Below are 25,094 nucleotides of genomic sequence, written 5' to 3'. Positions count from 1 at the left end.
TTCGTAATTAGTGTTTAGGTGGCAATTTATGCTCTGGATGATGCTTCTTCATGTCATGTTTTGAAGAGGCTTTATGATGGGGATCTCTTTTCATATCATGTTTTGGTGGCTGTGGTTTTTTATCAATATGGTGCTGAGCTGGTGGCTGTTTATGATCCTGTACTGGAGCAGCCATCGTAGTCATTGTGAATGAGGTTGCCATTAAACCAACGAGTAAACCAGAGATAATCTTTTTCATTTCTAAACTCTAAACCTGAGAACTTATTTGATAAGAGGATATTAGGACTGCTTTATGGAGATTAGATGGATAATAATGTGAGATTTAAGTAAATTATTTTCCTCATTAAAACATGATGATTCAACTATATGTTTTTATTATATTTGAGTGAAATCACAGCCTATTTAAAGACCAAATAAATGGTTATTTTGCATTCTAAGTGTTTGTTTTATATTCTAAATTAATCCTTATTTCCTTCTTAACTTTAACAAAAGAATTACATTAAATAATTATTTAAACTTGGTTTCTCATGTTTAATGAAATTATCAATTAAAAGACAAAATGATTAGGTGTGGTATGAATACATTAATTAAAGCAATTGTTTTATCAGTATCAGCTTCTGTTATGGGAGCTTCTGCTTTTGCCGCTCCACAAGAAAATCATAATCAGCCTAAACACGTTAATCAGCATAAAAAACAAGTTGACCAACATAAGAAACAGCCTGTAGTTCAAAAAGCTCAAGCTCAGAAGCATACTGTAAAACCTTCACGTGATTGGAAGGCTGGACAAGTTATTCCTTCTCAATACCGCAAAGGTCACTCAGTAGACCATAAAAAGTATAGCAACCTGACTAAACCAGCTAAGAACCAGCAATGGGTGAAAGTAAATAATGATTATGTGCTGATCAATACAGTGAATCACAAAATCATTAAAACTATCAAAGGTTAATATCTCTGATGGAGAAAAATTCTCTAGAAGGCTTTAAATACTTTCTTGAAAAAAAACGCAGATCTTGAGATCTGCATTTTTCTTTTCTAATTATCAATCTTTTCTAAAATTAACATAATACGAGTTATACAAAGCCTGAGCCAATTTCCTACGTTTTTTGCTTCGTGTAACCGCCATTATGTTAATTTTAGGAAGTCTTAAGACTAATTTTCAGACTTATCCCTGGGTACGCCAGAGTTAATTGATAAGGTCGGAATGCCTAAAAAAATTATTGACCTTGATAAATACCCTCTAACAGCACTATTCGATCATAAAACAGGGCGTTACTGGCCATGGACATTCACCGAAAGTCGAAGCTTCACGCCATCAAAGCCTCGTTTTATTACAGATGATCTAGAAGCTGAATTTCAAGCTATTCTCGCTGGAGTTGGATTCGGACACATGCCTGGATTTCTAGTTTTGCCGTGGCTTAGGAGTGGTAAGCTCATTCAGATACTTCATAAGGAAACCTCTCCCGTTTGGCGCCTGTATTTATATCGTCCACAGCGGGGCCCGACACCTTTGCGAATCCGAGCATTGTTTGATTACTTAGCGGAAGTGTTGGGCCATATAGAAACCTGAATCAGATGGAACTAACTTTTTTCTAGAAAGTAGAAATCAGATAAGACCATCATGTATTTAGAGTAACTACAATTTTTCCTATTTGCTGATTTGATTCAAGATAGCGCTGAGCGTCATGCATGTCCTCAAAGTTAAAGCAACAGTCGATCACTGGACGAAGATATCCTGCACCTATACTGCTAAGAATAAATCGTCTGGCTTGCTCCCTTAGAACAGGATCATGGAGAACCTCAAGGAACAAAAAACCTCGCATGGTTAAGCTCTTGCGTAATGCAACTTTAAGGGGAAATGGTGTGATCTCAGGGCTAAGTGCACCATGCATAACCATAGTTCCTCCTACAGACATCGCTTTTGCAATCTGTTCAATATGAGGCCCTCCTACAGCATCGAAGGCGACATCAAGATGTTCTCCACCTAAACGTAAAACAAGCGCCTCATACAAATCTGGTTCATCTTCACTGGCTATAACATTTTTAACACCGAGATCCAGTAAACGTTGCTTTTTCTCTGTCGTTTGTGTACTTGCAATGACCTTAGCACCGGCTGCTTCAGCGATCTGTATCGCAGCTAGTCCTACGCTACTTGAAGCTGCTGTGATCAAGATCGTTTTTCCTTTCGAAACTCCACCAGCATGGATTACACCACCCCAAGCCGTCAAATACTGCATCCAGATTGAAGAAGCTTCTTCCCAGCTTAAACTATCGGGTTTGTGAACTAAAAAAGTTTCTGGAATCAGAAGCTTGTCCGCATATGTCCCATATTTGGCTAGATTGTCAGTCGGAAGAATCGATACTGCATCTCCTGGAGAAAATTGGCGTACACCTTCACCTATTGCCAGAACTATGCCTGCTCCCTCATATCCCAGACGAGAAGGGAATACTGCCTTTTGAATATAAGTACCACGCCGAAACATTACATCAGCCCGGTTGAGTCCGATCGTTTTCATCTGGATTAGAACTTCTCCTGCGGCTGGTAAAGCAACAGGAAGTGTTTCTAATGTCAGAACATCTGTATCTCCAATACTATTGAAGCGCCAAGTCTTGGCCTGAAGTGCATTAAATGACATCTATAACTACCTTAATATTGGCAGAGCGATCTTGAACAGCATCATGAGCCTCAATCGCTTGGTCTAGAGTAAAATGACGAGGATCAACAATAGGACGCAGTTTACCTTCCTCAACAAGACGAGTAGCGATCTTAAGGATATCACCATGATGAGCACGGCGATTGCCTGTTAACATCGGCATTAGGACGAATACGCCAGACACTGTGGCACACCGTAGAGATGAACTCGCTAAATTATGATTACCAAATGCAGCACAGCTGGTAATGTGGCCATAGTGAGTTGTCATGGAAAGTGAAGCATCGAGTACTGGACCACCCACAGTGTCGTAAACAATGTTAAAACCTTGACCCTCAGGGCTTGCAGCAATAATGTCATCGGAAGATGCTGTTGTGTAATCGAGAGGTGTTGCACCGAGTTCTGAAATCAGTGATTGATCAGCTGTACGACCAGTCGCCCAAACATTTGCATCAAGTGCTTTTGCAAGCTGAACAACCATATAACCAACGCCACCAGCACCACCCTGAACCAGTACAGTTTGCCCTGGTTGGACCTTCGCATTATCCACTAAACCTTCCCAAGCGGTGAGGAACGTCAATGGTAGTACTGCTGCCTCGCGCATAGAGATATTTCGTGGCTTTAATGCGATCAGATCAGCATCTGCTACAACATATTCTGCTAAAGATCCTTGAAGACCACGAACGCCACCAATCAGACCGTAAACTTCATCTCCGACCTTGAAGTGGGTGACACCTTCACCAACAGCAGTGACAACCCCAGCCATATCTGTTCCCAACACGGCAGGAAGCTCTGGCATAGCATATGGTGCTTCACCAAGACGAATTTTATAATCAATAGGGTTTACACCACTAGCATGAATACGTACTAGAACTTGCCCAGCCTCTGGTTGAGGTATAGGGAGTTCTACACGTGTAAATTCATGATCACCAAAATTTTCTAAGATAAGAGCATTCATCATCTTATTCATAATTGTTCCTTATTTTTAACTGGAGGATGATGTGCACAGTACCAAAGTAAATTAATCCAATAAATGATATTTATAGGATTTAATAATTCCTAAATAATGAATAATAAATATCATCCGCTCACTAAAGATATGCTAGTACAGTACCTAAACCGGACATTTCTATTTTGGGCTTACATGTTGATTTCGTATAAGGTGTATTATGTTAATTTTAGGAAATTTAAACACTGTAAGTGAAAATAGTAATTATAAATTACCACTAGAAATGATAACTTAAATCAAAATTTAAGATAGTTGTCAAAGAGCTAAAACCATAAAAAGTTAAACTAAGCTTTTAATCGTTAAATCTAATTGTTCGGCTATTGCCTTTAATGGAGTTACACTCCCCCATGCTCGACATAACAAAATAGCTCCCTCCAATGATGCAATAATACTCATACTGATTTGATTGGATTGTTCCAAACATATACTTTCTTGTTCAAATGCTTGTATCAATCGCAGTTTCCATACATCTAGTATTTGTTTAACTATTTCAACATATTGTAATTTCTCAGGATCACTTCCTGTTTCCATTAATACAGACATTAAAGGACAACCGGCCTCAAAATTATCGGCTTGCACCATATCGGCCCACCACGTAATAAATACAGTGATGCCTTTACGTACTCCATGCTGATTTAATGCTTTATCTAGTTGTTCTAATGCAGTATTTCCAGAAAAAATTAAAGCCTCTTTAACTATTTGCGATTTACCATCAGGGAAATAATGATAGGTCGAGCCCAGTGGGGCTTGTGCATGTTTCGCAACTTCTCGCACACTTGTAGCAGCTAATCCCTGTGTCCTTAATAAATCCAATGCGGATAAAATAAGCCGTTGTCGTGGATCTAATTTTTTATTTACTTGCAAACTCATTAGTCCTGTTCCGCTTAAAAAACAAATTGCTATAACGCTTGTTATAACTTAGCATAATTTCAAATATAACAACTGTTATAATTGGATTAAAAATGAACAATGATTTTATAGTTACCGCGAAAGACGGTTACCCACTTGCAGCAATTAAATACAGTGCAAAAAAACCCAAAGCAAACATCATTCTTGCGGGTGCAACAGGGGTACCACAAGCGTTTTATCGACGTTTCTCCGAATATGTAGTTACACAGGGTTATAACGTCATAACTTTTGACTATCGTGGAATTGGTCGTTCTAAACCTACTGATTTTAAGAATTTTGATAGCAATTTTCTTGAGTGGGCAACACTAGACCTTGCAGCAGTGGTCGATATTGTGGCAGATGATTTACCTCTTTTTATGGTGGGTCATTCATTCGGTGGACATGCCTTTGGTTTACTACCGACTCATCATAAGGTTAAGTGTATTTATATATTTGGTACAGGTGCAGGCTGGCATGGTTATATGCCAAAAACTGAAGCAGTGAAAATAAAAGTACTGTGGGAGCTTGTTTTACCTACATTGGCTCAGTGGAAAGGCTATATTCCAATGTCACTAATAGGTATGGGCGAAGATTTACCCTATGGAGTGTACCAACAATGGAAACGCTGGTGTAAATTTCCACATTATTTTTTTGATGATCCTCAAGTCCCTGAAATAGCAGAACAGTTTACCAAGGTAACCACACCTATCATTGCAGCGAACGCACTTGATGATTTATGGGCAATGCCTAAATCACGTAATGCATTTATGCAGGGGTATAAAAATGCTGATGTTCAGTTAATTGATATTCCTTTAACCAAGTCGCTACCAAAAATTGGTCATATGGGCTATTTCCGTAGTGACTCAAAAGTGCTCTGGGATAATGTAGTAACTGCCTTTGAAAGAATACTTTAATAACGATCCTTGAGAATAATAAATATGGAACATAAGTTTGACCTTTCTAATCTACTCAAAGTCTATAAAGCTTTGATTTGGATTACACTTTATGCTGCTGCTTTACATTTCTTTGATAATGTATATTTTTTCTTTCAATACCCAGAACCTGCTTGGCTCACACGGGAAATTGTTGCATTACTTTGGATACCGATTGCTTTAATGGCTCATCGTGCCGTAGATTTAATTTATACAGGTAAAGTGGAGTACGCTTTCGCAATAATTCATAGTTTTGTATTAGCCAACTGGATTTCATTGGGTCATTATTTATTTGCTTGCCCACAAGATGTATTACCCCGTATTAATATTGCAATTTTTATTCAAACCAGTATTGCTAGTGTACTATTTGTCATGACTTTATGGTTGCAAATCACTCGCTATCCGAAATCATTGCGCTATATCAAACCAACTTGGCTGAAAAATATTGCCATGTACTGCATATTAATTATTATTTTAGAGTCAATTTTTCCCTCTGATTTTCATGATTGGTGGTATACGTGGTTCATACCGTCAGATATACATTAACTTGAATCCTACTTAAGAAAAATGATCTTTTCCCTCTTACTAATATTTATTAGAAATAAGTCCATTTAACATAATGGCTGTTATATGAAATTCAGTGCCTCAGGCCTAAAGAACCAAGTTTATGTCTTGCAAAAACGTATCCTATAGGATACATTTTGCTTATGTACTCAATATATACCACAGAAGCCTTTGATGATTGGTTTACCAAGTTAAAAGATCAACAGGCAAAAAGACGCATACAAGTCCGAATTGATCGGGTTGAAGATGGGAACTTTGGAGATACTGAACCAGTCGGTGAAGGTGTTTCTGAGTTACGTTTCTTCTTTGGACCTGGCTATAGGATTTATTACTGCAAGCAAGGGCAAAGGGTCGTTATTCTCTTAGCAGGCGGAGATAAGTCTACGCAAAGTAAAGATATAAAACTTGCCCTACAATTAGCACAAGATTTAGAGGAGGAGCTGTAAATGGCTATCAAACTTCGTAAATGGGATAGTGCTGAGCATCTTAAAACAGAAGAAGATATGCAAGCTTACCTACAAGCCTGTATCGATGAATCTAATGGTGATGCTGCATTCATTGCTAAAGCTTTAGGTAACATTGCTAAAGCTAAAGGAATGGCTCAATTATCACGAGATACAGGTCTAGGCCGAGAAAGTCTTTACAAAGCACTTTCTGGTGATGTTAACCCTAGTTTTGATACTGTGATTAAAGTTGTAAAAGCACTGAATTTACGCTTAGCAATTTAAAAAAAGTTATTTAAAAATGGAGCTTTAAGCTCCATTTTTAAATTTCATATAAGGTGTATTATGTTAATTTTAGGAAATTTAAACACTGTAAGTGAAAATAGTAATTATAAATTACCACTAGAAATGATAACTTAAATCAAAATTTAAGATAGTTGTCAAAGAGCTAAAACCATAAAAAGTTAAACTAAGCTTTTAATCGTTAAATCTAATTGTTCGGCTATTGCCTTTAATGGAGTTACACTCCCCCATGCTCGACATAACAAAATAGCTCCCTCCAATGATGCAATAATACTCATACTGATTTGATTGGATTGTTCCAAACATATACTTTCTTGTTCAAATGCTTGTATCAATCGCAGTTTCCATACATCTAGTATTTGTTTAACTATTTCAACATATTGTAATTTCTCAGGATCACTTCCTGTTTCCATTAATACAGACATTAAAGGACAACCGGCCTCAAAATTATCGGCTTGCACCATATCGGCCCACCACGTAATAAATACAGTGATGCCTTTACGTACTCCATGCTGATTTAATGCTTTATCTAGTTGTTCTAATGCAGTATTTCCAGAAAAAATTAAAGCCTCTTTAACTATTTGCGATTTACCATCAGGGAAATAATGATAGGTCGAGCCCAGTGGGGCTTGTGCATGTTTCGCAACTTCTCGCACACTTGTAGCAGCTAATCCCTGTGTCCTTAATAAATCCAATGCGGATAAAATAAGCCGTTGTCGTGGATCTAATTTTTTATTTACTTGCAAACTCATTAGTCCTGTTCCGCTTAAAAAACAAATTGCTATAACGCTTGTTATAACTTAGCATAATTTCAAATATAACAACTGTTATAATTGGATTAAAAATGAACAATGATTTTATAGTTACCGCGAAAGACGGTTACCCACTTGCAGCAATTAAATACAGTGCAAAAAAACCCAAAGCAAACATCATTCTTGCGGGTGCAACAGGGGTACCACAAGCGTTTTATCGACGTTTCTCCGAATATGTAGTTACACAGGGTTATAACGTCATAACTTTTGACTATCGTGGAATTGGTCGTTCTAAACCTACTGATTTTAAGAATTTTGATAGCAATTTTCTTGAGTGGGCAACACTAGACCTTGCAGCAGTGGTCGATATTGTGGCAGATGATTTACCTCTTTTTATGGTGGGTCATTCATTCGGTGGACATGCCTTTGGTTTACTACCGACTCATCATAAGGTTAAGTGTATTTATATATTTGGTACAGGTGCAGGCTGGCATGGTTATATGCCAAAAACTGAAGCAGTGAAAATAAAAGTACTGTGGGAGCTTGTTTTACCTACATTGGCTCAGTGGAAAGGCTATATTCCAATGTCACTAATAGGTATGGGCGAAGATTTACCCTATGGAGTGTACCAACAATGGAAACGCTGGTGTAAATTTCCACATTATTTTTTTGATGATCCTCAAGTCCCTGAAATAGCAGAACAGTTTACCAAGGTAACCACACCTATCATTGCAGCGAACGCACTTGATGATTTATGGGCAATGCCTAAATCACGTAATGCATTTATGCAGGGGTATAAAAATGCTGATGTTCAGTTAATTGATATTCCTTTAACCAAGTCGCTACCAAAAATTGGTCATATGGGCTATTTCCGTAGTGACTCAAAAGTGCTCTGGGATAATGTAGTAACTGCCTTTGAAAGAATACTTTAATAACGATCCTTGAGAATAATAAATATGGAACATAAGTTGGGACTGTTCTAAATTTTGTGTAAGTACTTAATTTTCATTCATCCTACTGAGGATAATAAAAAGAGGTACTTCACATGGATGAAGCTACAATCAAAAGTATGGCAGCTGAATTAGCTAAAGGTTTAAAAATTCCTGAAGATTTAAACCAAATGACAGCCATATTTAAAAAGTTCATGATCGAAACCGCTCTGAATACTGAGCCTTCTGAACATTTAGGCTATGAAAAGCATCAACCTAAGAAAGGATCTAATGCACGTAATGGTTTTAGCTCCAAAACAGTTCTAACACAAGATGGGCAGCTTGCTTTAGATATCCCTCGTGATCGTGACGGCTCTTTTGAACCACAGATTATCAAGAAGCATCAAACATGCATTACTAGCATGGATGATCAAATTCTTTCGCTATATGCGAAAGGAATGACAAATAGAGAAATTGTTGCTTTTTTAAAGAAATGTACGATGCCGATGTATCTGCCTCCCTTATTAGTAAGGTGACGGATGCTGTCATTGAACAAGTGACAGAATGGCAAAATAGAACACTCGATAGTCTTTATCCTGTTGTCTATTTAGATTGCATTGTTGTTAAGGTTCGTCAGCATTCAACAGTAATCAATAAATCAGTTTATTTAGCATTAGGCATTAACCTGGATGGCCAAAAAGAACTTCTTGGCAGGTGGCTTGCTCAAACAGAAGGTTCCAAATTCTGGCTGTCAATCATGACAGAGCTTAAAAATCGAGGAGTGCAAGATATTCTTGTAGCCTGCCTTGCGAAGCAGCGCTTCTCAGGACTAAGAGGCTTTCCTGATGCGATAGCCTCTGTCTACCCTCATACTGATATCCAGCTGTGTATCGTACATGTTGTACGCAATAGCCTGAGATTTGTGAGCTGGAAGGACTACAAAGCTGTAACAGCAGGATTGAAGGCGATCTATCAGGCAAGTACAGAGGAAAATGCTTTAAAGTCCCTAGATATCTTGTGCGATCAATGGAATCACCAGTATCCAAAAATTGGAGAATCCTGGCGGGCAAATTGGGAAAATATCCGAACGATCTTTAGCTATCCTGCTGAAATACGTCATGCGATTTATACAACAAATGCAATTGAATCATTGAATAGCGTGATCCGCCATTCAACTAAAAAGAGAAAGATCTTCTCTTCTGATGATTCAGTGAAAAAGGTCATTTATTTAGCAACTTCAAATGCTGCTAAAAAATGGACCATGCCAATTCAAAATTGGCGTTTAGCAATGAATTGGTTTACGATTCAGTTCGATGATCGATTAAAAGATCATTTATAAAAAATGGGACTAACACAAAATAATTTACAGGCTCGTAGAAACATGAAAATACATTCTTTTGGTGAACACAATAACATTACTTTATCTAATAATTGTATTGAAGTTCGAGGTGCACGTGAGCATAACCTTAAGGATGTAGATGTTTCTATCCCAAGAAATGCACTTGTTGTTTTCTCAGGTGTATCGGGTTCAGGAAAATCATCACTTGCTTTTGGAACTATTTTTGCTGAAGCACAAAGAAGATATTTCGAATCTGTTGCACCTTATGCAAGACGCTTAATAGATCAGGCCGGAGTACCAGATGTTGATGCTATTGATGGTCTACCACCAGCAGTAGCATTGCAACAACAACGTGGTGCAAGTAATACCCGTTCTTCTGTTGGAAGTGTAACAACTTTATCAAGTCTCGTGCGAATGATTTATTCGCGTGCTGGTGCATATCCTGCCGATCAGCCAATGTTATATGCCGAGGACTTTTCACCGAACACTCCTCAAGGTGCCTGTCCTACCTGTCATGGTTTAGGTCACATTTATGAAGTTACAGAATCGACAATGGTTCCTGACCCAACACTCAGTATTCGTGAGAGAGCTATCGCATCATGGCCACCTGCTTGGCACGGGCAAAACTTACGCGATATCCTAGTAACCCTAGGGTATGATGTTGATCGACCATGGAAAGATTTACCGCAATCGGATAGAGACTGGATTTTATTTACTGAAGAAACCCCAACAGTTCCTGTCTATGCTGGTTTAAGCCCCGCTGAGACTCAATCTGCACTTAAACGTAAACTAGAACCCAGCTATATGGGCACTTTCACTGGTGCTCGTCGCTATGTCCTTCATACTTTTGCTAATACCCAAAGTACGTTGATGAAAAAACGTGTTTCACGTTTTATGGAAGGAAAAATATGCCCTTCCTGTCATGGTAAACGCCTTAAACCAGAAGCCTTATCTATTACCTTTGCTGGAGTAGATATTGGTGAGTTTATGCAACTTTCTTTGGATAAGTTAACTTGCCTGCTTGAGCCCATTGTTCTAGGCAATTTCGACGCTCATGATGCTGGAGAAAAGACTAATAATAAAGTAACCCAACTTGATAGATCTGAACGAGCAACAACAGGTAGAGCAGTGCATTCTGTATCTCCAGATGTAAGACGTACGTCAGCACTTTCAGATGAAAAGAAAATTGCTGCGCAGCGTTTAGCAAATGGTGTGGTGGGGCGTTTAAATCAATTACGCCAGTTAGGTCTTAGTTATCTAACATTAGATAGAGCCACACCGACTCTTTCAGCGGGAGAGTTACAACGTTTGCGTTTAGCAACACAATTAAGTTCTATGCTATTTGGTGTAGTTTATGTACTGGATGAACCGTCTGCTGGATTACATCCTTCAGATAGTCAGTCATTATATGATTCTCTCGATAAATTAAGAGACGCTGGAAACTCCGTATTTGTTGTAGAGCATGATTTAGAGCTCATGCGTCGTGCTCAATGGTTAGTGGATGTTGGACCAGATGCAGGAGAGCAAGGTGGTAATATTTTATATAGTGGAGTACCTCAGGGTTTAAGTGAGATTTCAGCTTCACGTACTGCAAGTTATTTATTTAATAAAATCCCAGTTACTCAAAGTTATGGACGTACACCCTCTGGTTGGCTTGAACTTAACAATATTTACCGACATAACCTGCATAATATTGATGCTCGTATACCTCTTGGTGTACTTACAGCAGTTACAGGTATTTCAGGTTCAGGTAAATCTAGTCTCGTTTCTCAAGCTTTACCCGAGTTAGTACTTTCATATTTAGGCAATGAATCTGAAACTGAAAACAATAATGAAAATAATCCTTTAAATGAAGGAATGTTGGTTACCGAGGTTACACAGGGTTCTCTGGCTGGTGATGTGGAGGCTATACAGCGTCTGGTACAGGTTGATCAAAAACCAATTGGCCGTACTCCACGTTCTAATCTGGCAACTTATACGGGTTTATTTGATCATGTTAGAAAGTTATTTGCTGGGACTCCTGAAGCTCGCCAAGCTCATTATGATGCTGGACGTTTTTCGTTTAATGTGGCTAAAGGGCGATGTGAAACTTGTGAAGGTGAAGGCTTTGTCAGTGTAGAATTATTGTTTATGCCAAGTGTATATGCCCCTTGTACGACATGTCATGGTGCTCGATATAATGATGACACTCTGAAAATTCGCTGGAATGGACGTAATATTGCTGAAATATTAGGAATGACCGTCAATGAAGCACGTGATTTTTTTGATGGAGAGGTCTCGATTGCTCGTTCACTACAATTATTAAAGGAAATTGGCCTTGGTTATTTACGTTTAGGGCAACCAGCGACTGAACTATCTGGTGGAGAAGCGCAACGTATTAAATTGGCGACCGAGCTGCAACGCAATCAGCGTGGAAATACACTGTATATACTTGATGAGCCAACTACAGGTTTGCATCCATCAGATGTAGATCGATTGTTAGTTCAATTGCAGCGATTAGTCGATGCGGGTAATACCGTGGTTATGATTGAGCATGATATGCGTGCCGTTGCACAAGCAGATTGGGTGATTGATGTGGGACCAGGTGCTGGAAATGCTGGTGGGAATATTGTTGTGGCAGGAACACCAAAACAAATAACAGAAAATCAAGATAGCCGTACTGCTCCATATTTAGTTAATGAGTTAGTGAGTCGTGATACTAAACATTGATATTGCGAGTGGGTAGAATAAAACCTTAAATTAAAAGCCTGTAAAATCAATCAGATATTTTTTTTAGGTGGTGTGTGAGCATGAAATCTAAAATTTTTTTCAACTAAGGGCTTTGTTGCACAAACCTATTTCTAAAGGCTTATTCCACAATATAATTTTCAAATGAATAAGCCCGCACCTAAAATCTACCGCACAACCAATTGGCCCGCATATAACCGAGCACTCATGAGTCGCGGAAATATTGCCATTTGGTTTGATCCTGCTACGCAATGGTATGCGCCATCAAAAGGCAAACAAGGGCGAAATCAAACCTACTCCGACGCAGCCATCCAATGCTGCTTAATGATTAAATCCTTATTTCGTCTGTCTTTACGTATGGTTACTGGCTTTGTGCAAAGTCTGATTAAACTTTGCGGATTAAATTGGATAGCTCCAGATTACACTACGCTTTGTAGAAGACAAAAGCATATTGATATTGTAATCAGCTACCAAAAAAGTAGAGATGGGCTGCATCTACTCATGGGCTCTACAGGCATGGAGTTTCTAGGTGAGGGTGAATGGAAGCGCAAGAAACATGGACCTGAATATCGTCGCCAATGGCGTAAACTACATATTGGTATAGATGCCAAAACCCTGCAAATACGAGCATTTCAGCTTACAACCAATAATGTCAGTGATTCACAGGTGCTTGGTGATTTACTTAATCAGATTCCACAAGATGAGCGGATTGACTCTGTTTATACCGATGGAGCTTATGACACCAAGCAATGCCGTCAGGTCATTGCAATTGCAGATCGGCAAGCGCATGCGGTGATTCCACCTAGAAAAAATGCGAAACCATGGAAAGATACAAAGAGTAGCTCGCTAGAACGAAATGAATTACTTCGAACAGTTAAACGTTTAGGCAGGATACTATGGAAAAAATGGTCAGGCTATCATTGGCGAAGTTGGTTGAAACTAAGATGCATTGCATCAAATTATTAGGAGATAAACTCAGTGCAAGGAGTTTTGATAGCCAAGTCAATGAGATTCATGCACGTGTAGCAGTGCTCAACAGATTTACGGAATCAGGTCGACCATTTACCCAAGTTACGCCTTAAATTTGGCTCAATTAGGGGCGCTTTGCATTTCAAATCTTTGTGCAACAAAGCCCTTAAAAACAAGAAAAAGAGGATTGATAAAATGATGATAAAAAATAAAAAAGCGCCTGATGGCGCTTTCCTTTAATCATATTTATGGCGTCAGAATTACTTTACGACAGTCTTCTTCTTTTTTATCAAAAATACGGTAACCTTCCGCAGCATCTTCCAGTTTCATGCGATGGGTAATAATCAGATCTGGAGACAGATCTCCATTTTCGATATGTTCTAGCAACTGCGGCAAGTAATTATGCACATGAGTTTGTCCCATTTTAAAGGTTAAACCTTTGTCAAAGGCATCACCAAACAGGAAGCCGTGAATTGGACCGGCATAAACTCCAGGTACACTCACCACACCGCCGCGGCGGACCGCTGCAATACATTGTCTTAACGCTGAACCACTCGAACCTTCTAATTTCAGGTTAGTCATTACAGTTTCCAGCATGCTGCCTTTGGCTTCAAAACCGACCGCATCAATGACGGCATCGACTCCACGATAACCCGTGGTATTTTGAATGATAAATTCAGCGGCATCGACTTCATCAAAATTGACCGGAATCACCCCATAGGTTTGATGTGCGAAACTCAGACGATAAGGATGGTGATCGACCATAAAAATCTGCTCGGCACCGAGCATCCGCGCACAGGCAGCAGCCAGCAGACCGACTGGGCCAGCACCATAAATCGCCACACTGGAACCTCGACCAACTTGGGCATTGTTCACTGCTTGCCAGGCGGTTGGCAGAATATCAGTCAGGAATAATACTTTTTCATCAGGCAGGGAACCTGGCACTTTAAATGGTCCGATATTGCCCTTGGGAATCCGTACATATTCAGCCTGACCACCCGGTATACCACCATACAGATGGCTAAAGCCAAATAAAGCTGCCCCTGGTGGAATCTGTTTTTTATTGAGAATTGCACCACGGCCGGTATTGGTATTTTCACAGGCAGCCATTAGTTCATGTTCACAGAAAAAACAGTGACCACATGCAATCACGAAAGGAATAATTACCCGGTCGCCTTTTTTGACTTCTGTGACTTCAGGGCCGACTTCTTCTACAATTCCCATAAATTCATGGCCGAAAATATCGCCATCTTCAGTGGCCGGAATTTTACCCCGGTATAGGTGCAGATCTGAGCCACAGATGGCAGTCGCTGTCACCCTTAAAATGACGTCATCTGGTTCCTGAATCACTGGATCTGGAACGGATTCAACTCGTACATCCCGAGCACCATGATAGGTAAGAGCACGCATGCGGATTTCCTCTTTCTAGTTCAACATTAAACAGACTCGTATCAAGGCTGCCAAAAATAAAAAACACTTTTATTAGAGCCTTATGCACCAAGAAATCGCTGTAAATTAATGTATGAAATAAGACATCCGAGTGTTTAAAAAATAAACTTATATAGGGTTTACGTAATTAGTGACCTTATGTGTCGAATGAATAGAAAAGAACAGAATTAAAGAAACATCTAGTAATTTCTATAACTTATAGATTGTTAATTCTGTGCTATCTATTATTTTTAGAAATAAATGTCCCTAACATAATCATAGAGGTACTAACTCCCCCTATTACTAAACTCATGAGTATTATTTCTATACTTAATATCTCTGTCCAATGGCTATGGTCACTCCACGGAATATATATGCCATGTCCAAATAAAAAATTTATAGTGCATAAAATAAGGAAGCTAATGAGAGTGGATATTATCAAGGTAACTATAAGATTTTTCCAAACCTCCTTATTTTTAGAAAGAGTTATTACTTTAATCGTTATACTCTGTAAATAAATATCGTAGATTTCAGCTCTAAAAATTTGATTTATTTAACAATATTTTAGTATTTGGCGTATTTTGCCAGTGAATATTATTTGATTAGTACACAAAATAGTGAACAGAAACTAGCTGTGGTTTCTTGTTGGCTTTCAAAGATCTTTAGTTTATAAGCCCACCTCACTTTCCTTGAGTGGGCTTTTTTTATGCTATTGCTTCGCTCGGCAAATATTTTTTAAACAAAAAAATGATAAAGAAGCCTTTTAGATACATCTTTTAAACATTTTGATTCATATTGCATTTATAATAAATATGCTAACTAGTTGTTCCATTCCCTCAGAGGTTAGTAAAAACTATTGTTTCAGCATGAAATAATGATTTGGCCCACTTCTGTGGGTTTTTTAATGCCTTAAAACGCTCTCGTTTGCCCTCTAAGGTCGGTTTATAAAAAATATTGTTCTTTTTTATACTATGGGGTACTATAGTATCAATGCTAGCAAATAAGGAGGTCTGATGCCTAATCAGGTCGAAGACAAAAAAAAGATTCTTCTACGCGTCAGAAAGATCAAAGGTCAGACACAAGCGATTGAAAAAGCGCTAGAAGACAATGTGGAATGTGGTGCGATTCTGCAACAAATATGCTCTGTGCGTGGTGCTATTAATGGTCTAATGAATGAGATGTTAGAGGTTCATTTAAAGGACACTTTAGTATCAGGTGAAACCACAGAACAACAACGAAAAGAAGAATTGGCTGAAATCGCCAAGATTCTAAAATCATATTTAAAATAGATCTGTATAAGGAATTATTCCATGAAGTCACGTGCTGCCGTTGCGTTTGGTCCTGGTCAACCTCTTCAAATTGTTGAAGTTGATGTTGCACCACCGAAGAAAGGTGAAGTATTAATCAAGATTTCCCATACCGGTGTGTGTCATACAGACGCATTTACTTTATCTGGCGATGATCCTGAAGGCGTTTTTCCGGCTATTCTCGGGCATGAAGGTGCTGGTGTCGTAGTTGAGGTTGGTGAAGGCGTGACTAGCGTCAAACCAGGTGATCATGTAATTCCACTTTACACCGCTGAATGTGGCGAGTGCCTATTCTGTAAATCTGGAAAATCGAACTTGTGTATTTCCGTTCGAGAAACTCAAGGTAGAGGCGTAATGCCAGATGGCACGACTCGTTTTTCCTACAATGGTCAACCGATTTACCACTATATGGGCTGCTCAACGTTCAGTGAATACACGGTAGTGGCAGAAGTATCATTGGCTAAAATCAATCCTGAAGCCAATCACGAACATGTCTGCTTACTAGGTTGTGGTGTAACAACGGGTATCGGTGCAGTACACAACACGGCTAAAGTACAAGAAGGTGATAGTGTTGCGGTCTTTGGTTTAGGTGGTATTGGTCTAGCAGTCGTACAAGCCGCACGTCAAGCTAAAGCAGGACGTATTATTGTGGTTGACATGAATCCAGATAAATTTGTGCTGGCAAAAGAGTTTGGCGCAACGGACTTCTTGAACCCTAAAGACTACGATAAACCAATCCAGCAAGTCATTGTCGAAATGACTGGTTGGGGTGTAGATCATTCATTTGAATGTATTGGCAACGTGAATGTAATGCGTGCAGCCCTTGAAAGTGCACACCGTGGCTGGGGACAATCTGTAATTATTGGTGTAGCTGGCGCAGGTCAAGAAATCTCTACCCGTCCATTCCAACTGGTTACTGGTCGTAAATGGCTAGGTTCTGCGTTTGGTGGCGTAAAAGGTCGTACGCAACTTCCAGGAATGGTTGAAGATGCCATGAAAGGTAAAATTCAATTAGAACCATTTGTGACACATACGATGGGCTTGGATCAGATCAATGAAGCCTTTGATCTAATGCATGAAGGTAAGTCAATTCGTACTGTAATTCATTACGAATAATTCCGTCAGACCTTATAGTTTTCCATGCATGTGCATCATGAATGACATGCATGGAATCCTCTAAAACGGCACATTATCTGTAAAACCCATCTATCTGTGTAGGCATCGTGTATAGGTTCAACAAACCTGCCTACATTTTAAATCTTAATCACTATTCTCTGTGGAGAATGACAGACTCTTTGTTTACTCGATTTCTCATGAAGTCTTGCTCAACATAGGTAATTGATTATGGAAATAATTGAGAAACATGCTTCTTTTGGTGGATCGCAAGAAGTGTATTGCCATCAGTCAACAGCATTAAACTGTTCAATGAAATTCTCAATATATCTGCCACCTCATGACAAAGATGAGCGGTTGCCAGTTTTATATTGGTTATCAGGGCTGACTTGCAACGAACAGAACTTTATTACTAAAGCCGGAGCACAAAAGTATGCGGCTGAACATAAAGTCATTATTGTTGCACCAGATACCAGCCCACGTGGAGAAGATGTACCAGATCATGCAGATTATGATTTAGGCCAAGGTGCAGGATTCTATGTGAATGCAACACAAGCACCCTGGTCACAGCATTTCAAAATGTATGATTATATTGTGGAAGAGCTCAGAAATCTGATTGACCTGAATTTTCCGACCAACCAAGTCCAAAGCATTATGGGGCATAGCATGGGTGGTCATGGTGCATTAGTCATTGGGTTAAAAAACCCTGAGCTGTATAAAAGTATTTCTGCTTTTGCACCAATTGTTGCACCTAGCCAAGTACCTTGGGGGAAAAAGGCTTTCACACACTACCTAGGTGAAAACGAAACTTTATGGAAAAGCTATGATGCGATTGAATTAATCAAAAACGCGGAAGTTCATTTACCTATTTTAGTCGATCAGGGAACAGCTGATGATTTTCTTGAAGAACAGTTAAGACCTAAGCTGCTTAGTGATATTTGTTTGGAACAAGAATATCCTCTTACACTTAACCTAAGAGAAGGGTATGACCATAGCTATTACTTCATTGCGAGCTTTATAGAGAAACATATAGAGTTTCACAGCAAATTCCTAGCAAAAAAACTTTCATAGATATGAGGATATACATGTTGTTCTTGAATGCTTCTTGAGCAATATAATCTCCAGATGAAGAGGTCAGCTTATAAATCTAAGGTAGAGTCAATTGATCCTTATATAACTAAGATTGAATTTAATCATCTCATATCTTGATTTTTGATTCAAATGTTAATGATATTAACTTGAATAAATTCATAGCATTATGTCGAAATAAAAATCTAAATTTTGGCTCAGCTATGGGAAATTTTTTTAACTTTTATACAACAAAACTTTCTGACATGCATACATTAGCAATGTCAGAATCAGTTTGAATTCTAATCAATTGTGGAGTTTTAGTCATGCTTAAAACAGCTTTATATGTGCGTCTTGAAGCTAAACCGGGTAAAGAAGAAGAAGTGGAAGCTTTCCTTAAAGCCGGTTTACCTATTGTAATGGAAGAACCTGCGACCGTTGCGTGGTTTGGCCTACGTCTTGGACCTACAACATTTGGTATTTTTGATGCATTTCCTGATGAGGCGGGTCGCCAAGCGCATTTATCTGGCAAGGTTGCAGCTGCTTTGATGGCTCAGGCCGAAGAGCTATTTTCAGAGCCACCGTCTATTGAAAAAGTAGATGTTTTGGCGAGTAAACTACCAGCTTAAACCGACGCTTAAATGTATGAGTGTGCTGCCTGAAATTTTGAATGAAAGGCAGCACTTCAACACTGTGAGGTTTGTCAGAGGCTTTTTATTCAAGTTGGGCTACTTTATTTATTGGCTTAATCTCATCGTTTACATGGGTCAATATCCAAAACAGGGTAAATAAACGAATGAATCCACATGCCTTATATTGAACCAATCTATCTAATTTAGCGCTGCATTTGTACATCTGCTAAACCTTGCCAATCTGCTTTTAAAATATTTAATCATTGCTATTTTCTATGAGCCATTCACTGTTTCAGCCAATGCGTTCACGACCATGTCAATAGTCATACGTGTTGATATCTTCCATCCAACAATCGCTCGTGAAAATACATCAATAATAAAAGTGGTATAGAACAAGCCTGAATTTGTTTAAGCATCACTCAAGTTGGCAAGCTGAAATAATTTTTTTAAAAAAATAGACGACTGGTCTATTTTTATGTATAGTTAGCACATGGTGTAGGCAAAAGCCACAGTATTGTCCAATTTTTTAAAGTTTATTTGATGAATAACGGTGGCTTTTCAAATCAATTAGCTGATCATCCTAGGATAAAAATATGCTGAATTTTAACTTTTATAATCCGACCCGCATTATTTTTGGTGGCGATACAATAGCTGAAATCAATGACTATGTGCCTACAGAAGCAAAAGTGTTAATGTTATTTGGTGGTGAAAGTGCACGTAAGAATGGTACTTTAGCTGAAGTGCGTGAAGCATTAGGTGCAAGAGAAATTCATGAATTTGGCGGAATTGAGCCGAATCCGAGTTATGAAACCCTCATGAAAGCTGTAGAGCTGATTCGAGAACAAAAGATTGATTTCTTGTTGGCTGTCGGTGGTGGATCGGTAATTGATGGTACTAAATTTATTGCAGCAGCAGTCAATTATACAGGGGATACATGGGAGATTTTAGAAACCCATGGTACTAAAATTACTCAAGCTTTGCCTTTTGCGAGTGTACTCACCCTTCCGGCAACTGGTTCAGAAATGAATAGCGGTGGTGTAGTAACCAGAAAATCGACCCAAGCCAAATTGTCATTTAGCAGTCCCTATGTTTTTCCGCAATTTTCCGTACTAGATCCGAATAAAAGCTTTAGCTTGCCGACGCGCCAGTTGGCTAATGGCGTGGTGGATGCATTTGTTCATGTCATTGAACAGTACTTAACTTACCCTGTGAATGCACAAGTACAAGATCGTTTTGCCGAAGGTCTATTGCAAACTCTGATTGAGATTGGACCGAAAATCTTGGAAGATTCAGCAGATTATGACACGCGTGCGAATTTGATGTGGTCTGCTAGCATGGCACTGAATGGGCTGATTGGAGCTGGTGTACCACAAGATTGGTCAACCCATTTGATTGGACATGAGCTCACGGCTTTACATGGTATTGATCATGCTCGTACCTTGGCCATTGTGTTGCCGGCCAATCTACAAGTGCGTCGTCAAGAGAAGCGAGAAAAATTACTACAGTATGCAGCTCGTGTCTGGCAGATTGTCGAAGGTGATGAAGAACAACGTATTGATACGGCTATTGCTCGTACTCGAGCCTTCTTTGAGCAACTTGGATTGCCGACTCGTCTTAGCGATTATGGACTGGGGGAGACAGATATTGAGATCATCATTACGCAACTTAAATCACACAATCTGACACGGCTAGGCGAACACAAAAATGTTTCATTAGAGATCAGTCGCCAAATTCTTGCGACGAGCATCTAAATAAGCTATCTGGCATGCTCACGCCACACAGCAAGTGATCATGCAACAATGCTCCTCAATCATGAAAATTATCGGAGAAATAACATGAAAATTTTAGTCGTTTTAACCTCACATGATCAACTTGGCAATACTGGTAAGAAAACAGGTTTCTGGCTAGAAGAACTTGCTGCACCGTATTACACCTTTATTGACTCTGGTGCTGAAGTTACGCTGGCGTCGCCTCAAGGTGGGCAGCCACCACTAGATCCTAAAAGTAATTTAGCCGATGCGCAAACTGAAGCCACTCATCGTTTTGAAGCTGATCCAACTGCAATGCAAGCATTGGCACAGACGCATAAACTTAGCGAAATTTCTGTAGCTGATTATGATGCGGTGTTTTATCCAGGCGGGCATGGTCCATTGTGGGATTTAGCAGAAGATCCGATTTCAATTTCTCTGATTGAACAGGCGATTCAGTCTGGCAAACCTGTTGCAGCAGTGTGTCATGCCCCAGGTGTTCTTCGTCATGTGAAAGCGAGTAATGGAGCGCCTTTAGTCAGCGGTAAATTAGTCACTGGTTTTAGCAATACTGAGGAGGCTGCTGTAGGCTTGACTGAAATTGTACCATTTTTAGTCGAAGACATTCTTAAAGAAAATGGTGGTCATTATTCTAAAGTAGATGATTGGCAAGTACATGTTCAAGTAGATGGCTTGCTGGTTACTGGACAAAATCCAGCCTCTTCTGCTGCAACTGCTACAGCATTACTTCAATTGTTGAAATAAAGAGTAGCTAGCGTCTGTTGTGGTGCTTAGCAGTGAATAACTTCTGACTCTGAGCAACGGGTGCAATAAGCAAAATAACCCTCACTTAATGGTGGAGGGTCTGAGTTAATAGCTTTCTTTCCTTTATTTTTCTATATACAGGAAGGAAGGGTATTTTTTAATTTAGATCAATTAAGTCATGATTATTTGGATACAATGAAATGAAAGACAGCATACTTTTTCAAAACTTAAGCTTAGGCCCTTATGTTTTGCGAAACCGTATTGTATTGCCACCATTAACGCGGTCGCGCAGTACTCAGCCAGGGAATATTCCAAATGAACTGATGGCAACCTATTATCAACAGCGTGCCGGGGCAGGATTTATGGTCACCGAAGGTACGCAAATCGAGCCACGTGGTCAAGGCTATGCTTGGACTCCCGGTATTTACAGCCCTGAACAGATTGCTGGATGGCGTAAAGTGACTGAAGCAGTGCATGCTAAAGGAGGCATTATTTTTGCACAACTTTGGCATGTTGGGCGTGTTTCACATACATCTTTGCAACCCGATCATGCATCACCGGTCGCGCCTTCGGCTATTAGGGCTGATAGTAATGTTAAAGTCTTTATTGAGACCGGGCCCAATGCAGGGGCCTTGGCTGATCCTTCAATGCCACGTGCTTTAAGCAATGCAGAAGTTAAAGAATTAGTGCAACTCTATGCTCAAGCTGCACGCAATGCCTTGGCTGCTGGTTTTGATGGAGTTGAAATTCATTGTGCAAATGGTTATTTGGTAAATCAATTTATCTCTGCACATAGTAACCACCGTGAAGATGAATATGGTGGATCACTAAACAATCGTTTGCGTTTTTTACGTGAAGTAGTAGAGGCAGTTGCTGAGGTGGTTGGTGCAGATCGTTTAGGAGTGCGTTTTGCCCCGCTATTTGAAAGTACAGAGGAAGATCGTGTTTACATGGGGTTGGTTGAAGATGATCCACATGTGACTTATATTGAAGCCATAAAAATACTTGAAGAAGTTGGGATTGCCTATTTATCGATTGCAGAAGCTGATTGGGATAATGCACCAGAACTTCCTCATGATTTTCGTAAAGATGTCAGAGACACTTTCAGTGGTCGGATTATTTATGCAGGTCGATATACGGCAGAAAGAGGGACTCGAATTTTAGAGGCAGGGCTGGCCGATTTAATTGCATTTGGACGCCCATTTATTGCGAATCCAGATTTACCCGATCGCATCGCCAATGGGTGGCCATTGAATGCAGTAGATGCAAGTACTATGTATGGTGGGACGGAAAAAGGCTATATTGATTATCCAGCTTACGCAGATTAATATTGACTTAATGAGTTATTTTGCCAACCTTTGTGGTTGGCAAAATAACGACTTAGGATTGCTGTTGCCAGCATAAATTCTTCTTAAAACAAATTCTTAAAATTTTTTAGCTGTGTAATGAGCCAACCTGCCAGTGGGAAAGAAATCAGTTGCGTTACTGGCACTAATACTATGACTTCAATCAACACCATCATCGGGAAACTTTGATGCTCAGTAATTGGCTTTAATAAAGTGAGTACCAGTAATAGTGTGGGATATAAGCCTAAATATCCGACTAAAATACGAGTCATGAGGGCTTTAGGAGGAGAATTCATTGTGCGCTATACTCATGATTGTTAATTGATCTAATAGCAACACAATAATAGGTAATCATTGGACTGCTATCATGAATTATTAATTATGTAGTTGATATTTAATTTAATTTTTATGAATCTTCACTTTTTAATAGAAATTTAGTTGCTCTCAGAGCTTGATGTAATGGTGTTTTATCTTTTTGCAACTTACTCAGTAATGCTGCACCTAACCACATTTGGTAAAGTACTTGTGCCAAAGTCGAGGCCTCAGTATCTGCTTGGATAGATTGATCCTGTTTACCCAAATCAATTAAACCAGCAATACGTTGGATTACATCATCCACGCCAGCGGACATAATGGAGCGCATATCTTCAGATAGATCGGCAACTTCTGCGGCAAGTTTCACAATTAAACAACTATCCGCCCAACCACACTGTGTTTCAGGATCTTCTATCCATAAATTAAAATACTCAATCAGCTTTTGATAAGGAGATTTATCGCTACGCCATACATCATTTAAACGAACTTGGTAATTATCCACATAATGCTGTACCAATTCACATCCGAAAGCTTCCTTGGATTGGAAATAATGATAAAACGAGCCTTTGGGGATCTCACAGCTCTGTAAAATTTCCTGTAATCCTACACCAGTAAAACCTTTATGCAAAATCAGGTCTGAACTGGTGTTAAGAATGTGTAAGCGCTTCGCTTCAGACTTTTTAATAGGATTAGGCTTCATATTAATTATTTACTCTATTACAAAAAATAGACCAGTCGTATTGTTTTTTATTATAACTCCTCTACAATGGATGTAAAGAAATTTTAATCATAATTTTTGATTGTGAAGGGAAGTAATTCTAAATAAAACATGGAGTTATGTGTGTGAAAACAGTTATTAATCAACGCATCGTTTTAGCTAAACGGCCAGTGGGTGAGCCAAAACACAGCGATTTTCGTATTGAACAAGTTGAGCTCAATGAACTTAAACAAGGCGAGATATTGTTAAAAACCATTTACTTGTCACTCGATCCTTATATGCGTGGTCGCATGAGCGATGCTCCTTCATATGCAGCACCGGTTGAAATTGGCGAAGTGATGGTCGGTGGAACAGTCAGTCAAGTAGTGGCCTCTAAAAACCCAAAATTCAAAGAAGGCGAGTGGGTTTTTTCAGGAAATGGCTGGCAGGGCTACGCAATTTCTAATGGGACTGCATGTCAAAGCTTAGGTATGCAACCTGAACATCCATCTTGGGCATTGGGTATTTTGGGAATGCCAGGATTTACTGCTTATATGGGGTTGTTGGACATTGGTCAGCCTAAAGCCGGTGAAACTTTAGTCGTTGCAGCTGCAACGGGACCTGTTGGTGCTACGGTTGGACAGATTGGCAAACTTAAAGGTTGTCGCGTGGTTGGCGTCGCAGGTGGGCCTGAAAAATGCCGTTATGCAGTAGAAGAACTCGGCTTCGACGCTTGTATCAATCATCATGATGAAAATTTTGCAGAACAATTACAACAAGCAGTTCCGAACGGTATTGATATTTATTATGAGAATGTAGGGGGTAAAGTGTTTGATGCGGTATGGCCATTGCTTAACTCTGCGGCACGTGTACCGGTGTGTGGTGTGGTTTCCCAGTATAACGCTACCGAGCAAGTACAAGGGCTAGACCGTTTACCGGGCTTTATTTCCACCCTTTTAAAAAAGCGTATTCGCATGCAAGGCTTTATTATTTTTGATGATTATGGCAGTCAGTATCCGGAATTCTATCAGCAAATGTTTGAATGGTTGAAAGACGGAAAAATCAAATATAAAGAGCATATGGTGCAAGGTTTAGATAACACGATCAATGCTTTCAATGGTATGTTGAAAGGCGAAAACTTTGGCAAAGTGGTTGTAAAAATTTAAAAAAAT

23 protein-coding genes and 4 pseudogenes are annotated in these 25,094 nt (G+C 39.4%); 18 read left to right on the top strand and 9 right to left on the bottom strand.

The window, feature by feature from the left end; all coding sequences use genetic code 11:
• Positions 1-7: 7 nt before the first annotated feature.
• Positions 8-238 (bottom strand): hypothetical protein, encoded by a 231-nt coding sequence (locus ABLC00_RS18950; protein WP_004796422.1) that lies wholly within the window; start codon positions 236-238, stop codon positions 8-10.
• A 336-nt stretch (positions 239-574) separates the two neighbouring features.
• Here ABLC00_RS18950 and ABLC00_RS18945 point away from each other — a divergent pair, with 336 nt between their 5' ends.
• On the top strand, positions 575-946 hold the full coding sequence (locus ABLC00_RS18945) for an RcnB family protein (RefSeq protein ID WP_004796420.1): 372 nt from the start codon (positions 575-577) through the stop codon (positions 944-946).
• A 219-nt stretch (positions 947-1,165) separates the two neighbouring features.
• Positions 1,166-1,567: pseudogene (locus tag ABLC00_RS18940) on the top strand (LysR substrate-binding domain-containing protein); the annotation flags it as partial.
• A gap of 49 nt (positions 1,568-1,616) precedes the next feature.
• Here ABLC00_RS18940 and ABLC00_RS18935 read toward each other — a convergent pair.
• From ABLC00_RS18935 to ABLC00_RS18925, 3 genes are all read right to left on the bottom strand, one after another.
• Entirely contained in the window at positions 1,617-2,633 is a 1,017-nt protein-coding gene (locus tag ABLC00_RS18935; RefSeq protein WP_033846785.1) for a zinc-dependent alcohol dehydrogenase family protein, read from the bottom strand.
• The gene (locus ABLC00_RS18930) at positions 2,623-3,618 is read right to left on the bottom strand and encodes a zinc-dependent alcohol dehydrogenase family protein (protein ID WP_001038515.1); all 996 of its coding nucleotides are present in this window, start codon (positions 3,616-3,618) and stop codon (positions 2,623-2,625) included. Before ABLC00_RS18930 ends, ABLC00_RS18935 begins: the two co-directional genes overlap by 11 nt.
• A gap of 318 nt (positions 3,619-3,936) precedes the next feature.
• The gene (locus ABLC00_RS18925; RefSeq protein ID WP_000058345.1) at positions 3,937-4,527 is read right to left on the bottom strand and encodes a TetR/AcrR family transcriptional regulator; all 591 of its coding nucleotides are present in this window, start codon (positions 4,525-4,527) and stop codon (positions 3,937-3,939) included.
• Between the two features lie 92 nt (positions 4,528-4,619).
• On the opposite strand from ABLC00_RS18925, the gene ABLC00_RS18920 reads away from it, so the two are divergent.
• The 4 genes from ABLC00_RS18920 to ABLC00_RS18905 all read left to right on the top strand — a co-directional run bounded on the left by ABLC00_RS18920 (position 4,620) and on the right by ABLC00_RS18905 (position 6,769).
• Positions 4,620-5,459 carry an alpha/beta fold hydrolase gene (locus ABLC00_RS18920; RefSeq protein WP_033846786.1) on the top strand — a complete coding sequence of 280 codons (840 nt, stop codon included), beginning with the start codon at positions 4,620-4,622 and terminating at the stop codon, positions 5,457-5,459.
• Between the two features lie 24 nt (positions 5,460-5,483).
• Positions 5,484-6,023: a hypothetical protein gene (locus ABLC00_RS18915; RefSeq protein WP_002055813.1), complete on the top strand. Its 540-nt coding sequence runs from the start codon at positions 5,484-5,486 to the stop codon at positions 6,021-6,023.
• Positions 6,024-6,184: 161 nt separating this feature from the next.
• A complete protein-coding gene (locus ABLC00_RS18910; protein ID WP_000286963.1) occupies positions 6,185-6,487 on the top strand; it encodes a type II toxin-antitoxin system RelE/ParE family toxin in 303 nt (100 codons plus the stop codon).
• Entirely contained in the window at positions 6,488-6,769 is a 282-nt protein-coding gene (locus ABLC00_RS18905) for an addiction module antidote protein (RefSeq protein WP_000985610.1), read from the top strand.
• A 179-nt stretch (positions 6,770-6,948) separates the two neighbouring features.
• Here the strand turns inward: ABLC00_RS18905 and ABLC00_RS18900 are convergent, their stop codons facing one another.
• Positions 6,949-7,539, bottom strand: a complete 591-nt coding sequence (locus tag ABLC00_RS18900; protein WP_000058345.1) for a TetR/AcrR family transcriptional regulator — start codon at positions 7,537-7,539, stop codon at positions 6,949-6,951.
• Positions 7,540-7,631: 92 nt separating this feature from the next.
• Between ABLC00_RS18900 and ABLC00_RS18895 the strand changes: the two genes are divergently transcribed.
• The 4 genes and pseudogenes from ABLC00_RS18895 to ABLC00_RS18880 all read left to right on the top strand — a co-directional run bounded on the left by ABLC00_RS18895 (position 7,632) and on the right by ABLC00_RS18880 (position 13,616).
• Entirely contained in the window at positions 7,632-8,471 is an 840-nt protein-coding gene (locus ABLC00_RS18895) for an alpha/beta fold hydrolase (RefSeq protein WP_033846786.1), read from the top strand.
• A 113-nt stretch (positions 8,472-8,584) separates the two neighbouring features.
• Positions 8,585-9,807 (top strand): annotated as a pseudogene (locus ABLC00_RS18890) (IS256 family transposase).
• Positions 9,808-9,849: 42 nt separating this feature from the next.
• Positions 9,850-12,516 carry an excinuclease ABC subunit UvrA gene (locus tag ABLC00_RS18885; protein WP_002055446.1) on the top strand — a complete coding sequence of 889 codons (2,667 nt, stop codon included), beginning with the start codon at positions 9,850-9,852 and terminating at the stop codon, positions 12,514-12,516.
• A 162-nt stretch (positions 12,517-12,678) separates the two neighbouring features.
• Positions 12,679-13,616: pseudogene (locus ABLC00_RS18880) on the top strand (IS5 family transposase).
• A 133-nt stretch (positions 13,617-13,749) separates the two neighbouring features.
• Here the strand turns inward: ABLC00_RS18880 and ABLC00_RS18875 are convergent.
• Entirely contained in the window at positions 13,750-14,913 is a 1,164-nt protein-coding gene (locus tag ABLC00_RS18875) for a zinc-dependent alcohol dehydrogenase (RefSeq protein WP_001202406.1), read from the bottom strand.
• A 1,031-nt stretch (positions 14,914-15,944) separates the two neighbouring features.
• Between ABLC00_RS18875 and ABLC00_RS18870 the strand changes: the two genes are divergently transcribed.
• The 4 genes from ABLC00_RS18870 to ABLC00_RS18855 all read left to right on the top strand — a co-directional run bounded on the left by ABLC00_RS18870 (position 15,945) and on the right by ABLC00_RS18855 (position 19,048).
• A complete protein-coding gene (locus ABLC00_RS18870; RefSeq protein ID WP_001133624.1) occupies positions 15,945-16,220 on the top strand; it encodes a metal/formaldehyde-sensitive transcriptional repressor in 276 nt (91 codons plus the stop codon).
• A gap of 21 nt (positions 16,221-16,241) precedes the next feature.
• On the top strand, positions 16,242-17,354 hold the full coding sequence (locus ABLC00_RS18865; RefSeq protein WP_000842147.1) for an S-(hydroxymethyl)glutathione dehydrogenase/class III alcohol dehydrogenase: 1,113 nt from the start codon (positions 16,242-16,244) through the stop codon (positions 17,352-17,354).
• Between the two features lie 228 nt (positions 17,355-17,582).
• The gene (fghA, locus tag ABLC00_RS18860) at positions 17,583-18,422 is read left to right on the top strand and encodes an S-formylglutathione hydrolase (protein WP_000402508.1); all 840 of its coding nucleotides are present in this window, start codon (positions 17,583-17,585) and stop codon (positions 18,420-18,422) included.
• A 323-nt stretch (positions 18,423-18,745) separates the two neighbouring features.
• Complete coding sequence (locus tag ABLC00_RS18855; protein WP_000920559.1) at positions 18,746-19,048, top strand: putative quinol monooxygenase; 303 nt, start codon at positions 18,746-18,748, stop codon at positions 19,046-19,048.
• A 138-nt stretch (positions 19,049-19,186) separates the two neighbouring features.
• Here the strand turns inward: ABLC00_RS18855 and ABLC00_RS18850 are convergent.
• Positions 19,187-19,459: pseudogene (locus tag ABLC00_RS18850) on the bottom strand (IS3 family transposase); the annotation flags it as partial.
• A gap of 185 nt (positions 19,460-19,644) precedes the next feature.
• On the opposite strand from ABLC00_RS18850, the gene ABLC00_RS18845 reads away from it, so the two are divergent.
• The 3 genes from ABLC00_RS18845 to ABLC00_RS18835 all read left to right on the top strand — a co-directional run bounded on the left by ABLC00_RS18845 (position 19,645) and on the right by ABLC00_RS18835 (position 22,892).
• A complete protein-coding gene (locus ABLC00_RS18845; RefSeq protein ID WP_033847075.1) occupies positions 19,645-20,802 on the top strand; it encodes an iron-containing alcohol dehydrogenase in 1,158 nt (385 codons plus the stop codon).
• 84 nt (positions 20,803-20,886) lie between these two features.
• Complete coding sequence (locus ABLC00_RS18840; protein WP_033847074.1) at positions 20,887-21,564, top strand: type 1 glutamine amidotransferase domain-containing protein; 678 nt, start codon at positions 20,887-20,889, stop codon at positions 21,562-21,564.
• A 200-nt stretch (positions 21,565-21,764) separates the two neighbouring features.
• Complete coding sequence (locus ABLC00_RS18835) at positions 21,765-22,892, top strand: alkene reductase (protein ID WP_033847073.1); 1,128 nt, start codon at positions 21,765-21,767, stop codon at positions 22,890-22,892.
• 83 nt (positions 22,893-22,975) lie between these two features.
• On the opposite strand, the gene ABLC00_RS18830 is transcribed toward ABLC00_RS18835, so the two are convergent.
• The gene (locus ABLC00_RS18830) at positions 22,976-23,206 is read right to left on the bottom strand and encodes a hypothetical protein (protein ID WP_001087955.1); all 231 of its coding nucleotides are present in this window, start codon (positions 23,204-23,206) and stop codon (positions 22,976-22,978) included.
• Positions 23,207-23,316: 110 nt separating this feature from the next.
• Positions 23,317-23,925 (bottom strand): TetR/AcrR family transcriptional regulator, encoded by a 609-nt coding sequence (locus ABLC00_RS18825; protein ID WP_000804055.1) that lies wholly within the window; start codon positions 23,923-23,925, stop codon positions 23,317-23,319.
• A 143-nt stretch (positions 23,926-24,068) separates the two neighbouring features.
• Here ABLC00_RS18825 and ABLC00_RS18820 point away from each other — a divergent pair, with 143 nt between their 5' ends.
• Positions 24,069-25,088, top strand: a complete 1,020-nt coding sequence (locus ABLC00_RS18820) for an NADP-dependent oxidoreductase (RefSeq protein ID WP_000859511.1) — start codon at positions 24,069-24,071, stop codon at positions 25,086-25,088.
• Positions 25,089-25,094: the final 6 nt, after the last annotated feature.

This window comes from Acinetobacter nosocomialis (genome assembly GCF_041021905.1).
Classification (GTDB): Bacteria; Pseudomonadota; Gammaproteobacteria; order Pseudomonadales; family Moraxellaceae; genus Acinetobacter; species Acinetobacter nosocomialis.
This window is presented reverse-complemented; position numbering and strand designations above follow the sequence as displayed.

Coding starts and splice junctions, on each gene's coding strand:
- ABLC00_RS18840 (WP_033847074.1), top strand. CDS start 20,887: ATGAAAATTTTAGTCGTTTTAACCTCACATGATCAACTTGGCAATACT.
- ABLC00_RS18835 (WP_033847073.1), top strand. CDS start 21,765: ATGAAAGACAGCATACTTTTTCAAAACTTAAGCTTAGGCCCTTATGTT.
- ABLC00_RS18865 (WP_000842147.1), top strand. CDS start 16,242: ATGAAGTCACGTGCTGCCGTTGCGTTTGGTCCTGGTCAACCTCTTCAA.
- ABLC00_RS18825 (WP_000804055.1), bottom strand. CDS start 23,925: ATGAAGCCTAATCCTATTAAAAAGTCTGAAGCGAAGCGCTTACACATT.
- ABLC00_RS18885 (WP_002055446.1), top strand. CDS start 9,850: ATGAAAATACATTCTTTTGGTGAACACAATAACATTACTTTATCTAAT.
- ABLC00_RS18905 (WP_000985610.1), top strand. CDS start 6,488: ATGGCTATCAAACTTCGTAAATGGGATAGTGCTGAGCATCTTAAAACA.
- ABLC00_RS18895 (WP_033846786.1), top strand. CDS start 7,632: ATGAACAATGATTTTATAGTTACCGCGAAAGACGGTTACCCACTTGCA.
- ABLC00_RS18845 (WP_033847075.1), top strand. CDS start 19,645: ATGCTGAATTTTAACTTTTATAATCCGACCCGCATTATTTTTGGTGGC.
- ABLC00_RS18925 (WP_000058345.1), bottom strand. CDS start 4,527: ATGAGTTTGCAAGTAAATAAAAAATTAGATCCACGACAACGGCTTATT.
- ABLC00_RS18910 (WP_000286963.1), top strand. CDS start 6,185: ATGTACTCAATATATACCACAGAAGCCTTTGATGATTGGTTTACCAAG.
- ABLC00_RS18830 (WP_001087955.1), bottom strand. CDS start 23,206: ATGAATTCTCCTCCTAAAGCCCTCATGACTCGTATTTTAGTCGGATAT.
- ABLC00_RS18875 (WP_001202406.1), bottom strand. CDS start 14,913: ATGCGTGCTCTTACCTATCATGGTGCTCGGGATGTACGAGTTGAATCC.
- ABLC00_RS18915 (WP_002055813.1), top strand. CDS start 5,484: ATGGAACATAAGTTTGACCTTTCTAATCTACTCAAAGTCTATAAAGCT.
- ABLC00_RS18945 (WP_004796420.1), top strand. CDS start 575: ATGAATACATTAATTAAAGCAATTGTTTTATCAGTATCAGCTTCTGTT.
- ABLC00_RS18920 (WP_033846786.1), top strand. CDS start 4,620: ATGAACAATGATTTTATAGTTACCGCGAAAGACGGTTACCCACTTGCA.
- ABLC00_RS18870 (WP_001133624.1), top strand. CDS start 15,945: ATGCCTAATCAGGTCGAAGACAAAAAAAAGATTCTTCTACGCGTCAGA.
- ABLC00_RS18900 (WP_000058345.1), bottom strand. CDS start 7,539: ATGAGTTTGCAAGTAAATAAAAAATTAGATCCACGACAACGGCTTATT.
- fghA (WP_000402508.1), top strand. CDS start 17,583: ATGGAAATAATTGAGAAACATGCTTCTTTTGGTGGATCGCAAGAAGTG.
- ABLC00_RS18855 (WP_000920559.1), top strand. CDS start 18,746: ATGCTTAAAACAGCTTTATATGTGCGTCTTGAAGCTAAACCGGGTAAA.
- ABLC00_RS18950 (WP_004796422.1), bottom strand. CDS start 238: ATGAAAAAGATTATCTCTGGTTTACTCGTTGGTTTAATGGCAACCTCA.
- ABLC00_RS18935 (WP_033846785.1), bottom strand. CDS start 2,633: ATGTCATTTAATGCACTTCAGGCCAAGACTTGGCGCTTCAATAGTATT.
- ABLC00_RS18930 (WP_001038515.1), bottom strand. CDS start 3,618: ATGAATAAGATGATGAATGCTCTTATCTTAGAAAATTTTGGTGATCAT.